Source organism: Streptomyces sp. NPDC056361, assembly GCF_042262805.1.
Taxonomy (GTDB): domain Bacteria; phylum Actinomycetota; class Actinomycetes; order Streptomycetales; family Streptomycetaceae; genus Streptomyces.
The window spans coordinates 1-4,434 of sequence record NZ_JBHJQI010000279.1; the positions used below are offsets into that span (position 1 = coordinate 1).

The 4,434-nt window shown below is 71.2% G+C and carries 3 protein-coding genes; all 3 read right to left on the minus strand.

Features of this window, described 5'->3' with window-relative positions:
- Positions 1 to 21: 21 nt before the first annotated feature.
- Positions 22 to 2,094 (minus strand): iron-containing alcohol dehydrogenase, encoded by a 2,073-nt coding sequence (locus ACFCY7_RS39955; RefSeq protein ID WP_376490992.1) that lies wholly within the window; start codon positions 2,092 to 2,094, stop codon positions 22 to 24.
- Between the two features lie 255 nt (positions 2,095 to 2,349).
- Positions 2,350 to 3,231 (minus strand): S1 family peptidase, encoded by an 882-nt coding sequence (locus ACFCY7_RS39960; protein ID WP_376490993.1) that lies wholly within the window; start codon positions 3,229 to 3,231, stop codon positions 2,350 to 2,352.
- 177 nt (positions 3,232 to 3,408) lie between these two features.
- Positions 3,409 to 4,263: a S1 family peptidase gene (locus ACFCY7_RS39965; RefSeq protein WP_376490994.1), complete on the minus strand. Its 855-nt coding sequence runs from the start codon at positions 4,261 to 4,263 to the stop codon at positions 3,409 to 3,411.
- Positions 4,264 to 4,434 lie beyond the last annotated feature (171 nt).

A 4,434-nucleotide genomic window follows, 5' to 3' on the forward strand; every position in this document is an offset into this window, starting at 1 on the left:
GGGCCTTCACCGTGCCGGGGTCTACGCGCCGTAGTACGCCCGGGTCATCAGTTCCTTCATCTCGTCGATCATCGGCATCCGCGGGTTGGCGGGCGCGCACTGGTCGGCGTAGGCGTTCGCCGCCTGCTGCGGCAGGGCCGCCAGGAAGGCCGCCTCGTCGACGCCCTCCTCCCGGAAGGAGGCCGGGATGCCGCACCGGGTGCGGAGCTCCTCGACCGCCCGGGCGTAGGACTCCACGCCCTCCTCGGGGGTCGCGGCCGGCAGGCCGAGCATCCGCGCGATCTCCTGGTAGCGCTCCGGGGCCCGGTAGACCTCGGCCTTCGGCCACGGCACGGCCTTGTGGGTGACGGTGCCGTTGTGCCGGATGACGTGCGGGAGCAGCAGCGCGTTGGTGCGGCCATGGGCGACGTGGAAGGTGTTGCCGAGGGTGTGGGCCATGGCGTGGACCAGGCCGAGGAAGGCGTTGGCGAAGGCCATGCCGGCGATGGTGGACGCGTTGTGCATCCTCTCGCGGGCCTCGGGGGCCTTGGCGCCCTCCGTCACGCAGGTCTCCAGGTTCTCGAAGATCAGCTTGACGGCCTGGAGGCACTGGCCGTCGGTGAAGTCGTTGGCGTACGCCGAGACGTACGCCTCGGTAGCGTGGGTCAGGGCGTCGAAGCCGGAGTCGGCGGTGACCGCGGGCGGGAGGTTCAGCGGCAGCACCGGGTCGACGATGGCGACGTCCGGGGTGAGCGCGTAGTCGGCGAGCGGGTACTTCTGCGCGGCCTCGGGGTCGGAGATGACCGCGAAGGGGGTGACCTCGCTGCCGGTTCCCGAGGTGGTCGGGATCGCGACCAGCTTCGCCTTCTCCCCGAGCTTCGGGAAGCGGTAGGCGCGCTTGCGGATGTCGAAGAACTTCTCCTTGGTGTCCGCGAACTCGACCTCGGGCCGCTCGTACATCAACCACATGATCTTCGCCGCGTCCATCGGGGAGCCGCCGCCGAGGGCGACGATGGTGTCCGGCCTGAAGTCCCGCATGGCGGCGCCGGCCCGGACGGTGGCGAGTTCCGGGTTGGGCTCGACGGAGTCGATGACCTGGAGGGCGACGGGCTCGGGGCGGCCGTTCAGGATGTCGGTGACCTTCCGGACGAAGCCGATCTCGTCCATGGTCCGGTCGGTGACGATCGTGACCCGCTTGAGGCCCTCCATCTCGCCGAGGTAGCGGATGGCGTTGTTCGAGACGGAGTTGTGTCCGTACGAGCCGCAGCCGAGCGTGAGGGAGGGGAGGAAGGAGTTGTAGACGTCGCCGATGCCGCCGAAGGCGGAGGGGGCGTTGACGATGACCCGGATCGCCTTGACGCGCCGGCCGAACTCCTCGGCGAGTTCCTCGTCCTCGGTGTGGATGGCGGCGCTGTGGCCGAGGCCGTGGAACTCGACCATGCGGGCGGAGAGTTCGAGGCCGTGCTCGGTGGAGTCGGCCCGCAGGGCGGCCAGGATCGGGGAGAGCTTCTCGCGGGTGAGCGGCTCGCCCTCGCCGACCTCCGCGCATTCGGCGAGGAGGATCGAGGTGTCCTCGGGGACCTCGAAGCCGGCCTGTTCGGCGATCCGGTGCGCGGACCTGCCGACGACGGCCGCGTTGAGGCTGGCGCCGTCGCAGCCGGTCGCGTACGCCGTGGTGCCGAAGACGTACTCCTCCAGCTTGGTCTTCTCCGCGGCGGTGACGACGTGGGCGCCGAGCCGCTCGAACTCGGCGATGCCCTCCTCGTAGATCTCCGTGTCGAGGACGACGGCCTGCTCGGAGGCGCAGATCATGCCGTTGTCGAAGGCCTTGGAGAGCACGATGTCGTGGATCGCGCGCGGGAGCCTGCCGCTCTTCGTGACGTAGGCGGGGACGTTCCCCGCGCCGACGCCGAGGGCGGGCTTGCCGCACGAGTAGGCGGCCTTGACCATGGCGTTCCCGCCGGTGGCGACGGCGGCGTCGCGGACGATCCTGGCGGCCTCGGCCGGGCACTTCTGCGCGGAGGGGTGGAAGGCGAAGACGATCGGGTTGCGGGTCTTGAGGGCGATGAGCGCCTTGAAGACCGTGGTCGAGGTGGGGTTGGTGACGGGGGTCATCGCGCAGACGACGCCGACGGGCCCGGCGATCTCGGTGATGCCGTTCGGTCGAGCGCCCCGAGGGCGTCCCGCACCAGTCCGTCCACCATCTCCTCGGCCTCCATGGCAGGCACTCCTTCTCCGGGTCCCTCTGTCTCTGATGTCTCCATTCGACACCCGATGACCTGCGAGAAGGGGCGGAAAAGGGCCCGGAGGCAGAGGCCGGAAGCCCTTTTGTGAACGCATTCACAAAAGGGCTTCCGGGCCCGGTGACGCCTAGTACACGCTCACCCCGTAGGCGCTCAGCGCCTCCGTCACGGGCTGGAAGAACGTCGTGCCGCCCGAGGAGCAGTTGCCGCTGCCGCCCGAGGTCAGGCCGATGGCCCGGCTGCCCGAGTAGAGCGGGCCGCCGGAGTCGCCCGGCTCGGCGCAGACGTTGGTCTGGATCATGCCGTAGACGATGTCGCCGCCGCCGTAGTTCACGGTGGCGTTCAGACCGGTCACCGTGCCGCTGTGGATGCCCGTCGTCGAACCGCGGCGGGTGACGGACATGCCGACGGTGGCGTTGGCGGCGCTGGTGATGTCGACGCTGCCGACCGCGCCGGACTTGGTCACCGAGGTGTTGGTGTAGCGCACGATGCCGTAGTCGTTGGTCGGGAAGCTCGATCCGGCCGTGGAGCCGAGCACGGTCGTGCGGGACGAGTTGGAGTACCAGGTGCCCGCGCCGTCGGTGCAGTGGCCGGCGGTGAGGAAGTAGTAGTTCCCCGCGCTGTCCTTGACGTTGAAGCCCAGCGAGCAGCGCCAGCTGCTCGCGTAGATGGCGTCGCCGCCGGAGATCAGCTTGTTGAACCTGCCGGGGGTGCGCTCGACGCGCAGCGCGCCCGCGTTGGCCCCCGCCTGCCGCTTGATCTTCGCGATCTCGGCCGGGGAGACGGTGGAGTCGACGGTGACGACCACCGTGCCGCTCGCCGGATCGACGCGCCAGGCGGTGCCGGCCACGTCGGCGGCGAGGACGGCGTCGCCCGTGGCGGCGAGCCGGGCGGCGCCGAAGGTTCCGGCGGAGTCGGCGCTGGCGGCGGGGACGGCGAACGCCGCGGCGGCGGCGAGCCCGGTCGCGACGGCGAGCATCCGGATGTTTCGCGTGGGGGTGGTGCGCATGGTCCTCACTTCTCGTTCCTCCAGAGGGGAATCGGGGGCCCGCAGTGGGGTGTCGGACCCGTGAGGCGCGGCCGGGGGCCGGCGCTGTGGGGGGAGTCTCGGGCCGTACGACTTCACGCCGCAAGGGCGCCTTTCAGCCGTACGGCCTTCAACTAGCTAGCTGTGTACGGGAGTTGCTCAGTACAGGCTCACCTTGTACTTGGCGAGCGCCTCGGGCACCGGCTGGTAGAACGTGGTGCCGCCGGTCGAGCAGTTGCCGCTGCCGCCGGAGGTGATGCCGAGCGCCTTGGTGCCGTCGTAGAGCGCGCCGCCGGAGTCGCCGGGCTCGGCGCAGACGTTGGTCTGGATCATGCCGCGCACGGTGCCGCCGCCGGAGTAGTGGACGGTGGCGTCGAGGCCGGTGACGGTGCCGCTGCGGGTGCCGGTGGTGGAGCCGGAGCGCTTGACGGACTCGCCCACGTAGGCGTCGGCCGCGGTGAAGCCGCCGGTGTGGGAGAGGGAGGTGTTGTCGTAGCGGACCAGGGCGTAGTCGTTGCCGGGGAAGCTGGACCCGGTGGTGGCGCCGATCAGCGTGGACTGGGCGGAGTTGGCGTACCAGGTGTTCGCCACGTTGCCGCAGTGCCCGGCGGTGAGGAAGTAGTACGTGCTGCCGCTGCGGACGTTGAAGCCGAGCGAGCAGCGGTAGCCGTTGCCGTAGATGGCGTCCCCGGCCGCGAGCAGGGGCTTGAAGACGCCGGGGGCGCGCTGGACGCGGAGTGCCCCGGCGTCGGCGCCGGCCGCCCCGCGGATCCTGGCGATGCCCTCGTCGGTGACGGTGGAGTCGACGGTGACGACGACCCGGCCGGCGGCTCTGTCCACGTACCAGGCGGTGCCGTCGACGCCGGCGGCGTCGACGGCGGCGTCGGCGCGGGCGAGCTGGGCGGCTCCGGCGGGGCCGGGGCTGGGGGCGGCCTGGGCGGCGGGGAGTCCGAGGGCCGTGGCGGCGGCGAGACCGGCGGCGACGGCGAGCAGACGGGTGCGGGTGTTCCTCACTGCGCTCCTCACTGTTCTCCTTCTGGAAGAAAGCGGAGGGGCCCGTGGGTGGCGGGCCCGTGAGGCGCCATCAGGTGACGTGTCCCTGACATGCACCAGGAGTGATAGTGGCCCTCCGGGGAGGCACGCACAAGACCGCCGCACGGGCGGGCGCCCCCGGCCGTCCGGCCG